At 66.2% G+C, this 624-nt stretch carries 1 protein-coding gene; it reads left to right on the plus strand.

Annotated features, from left to right (window positions below):
* Positions 1-624: transposase (locus tag DMB66_RS60820; RefSeq protein ID WP_233625658.1), on the plus strand; the 624-nt coding region annotated here is incomplete at both ends.

Consider the following 624-nt stretch of genomic DNA (forward strand, 5'->3'; position numbering starts at 1 on the left):
CCGGAGGTTGATGTGCAGACTGCGGTGGTGGCTAGGGCGGCGTTCAGGAAGCCGACGTTGGCGATGCGGGTGCGTGATGAGCTGGGTGAGGTCTTCACCGATGGGGCGTTCGTCGATGCGTTCGGGGTTCGTGGCAGGCCGGGGATCTCGCCGGGGCAGTTGGCGATGGTCACGGTGTTGCAGTTCGCGGAGAACCTCACCGACCGGCAGGCCGCTGACGCGGTCCGGGGGCGGATCGACTGGAAATACTGTTTGGGTTTGGTGTTGACCGATCCGGGTTTTGATTTCAGTGTGTTGTCACAGTTCCGGACCCGGTTGGTCACCCATGATCTGCAGGGTGTGGCGTTCCAGACTCTCCTGGACCGGCTGGTCGAGCAGGGCCTGGTCAAAGCCCGGGGTCGGCTGCGCACCGACGCGACGTATGTGATGGCCGCGGTTCGTGATCTCAACCGTCTGGAGATGGTCGGTGAGACGCTGCGGGCGGCCCTCGAAGCCCTGACGGTGGCGGCACCGCGGTGGGCGGCTGAGCACGTCGACGCGGCGATGGTCCGACGATACGGTGCCCGGATCGATGAATGGCGGCTGCCGAAGGACCAGCCCGGCCGGCGGAAACTCGCCGCCCAG

It is taken from the genome of Actinoplanes sp. ATCC 53533 (assembly GCF_003947245.1).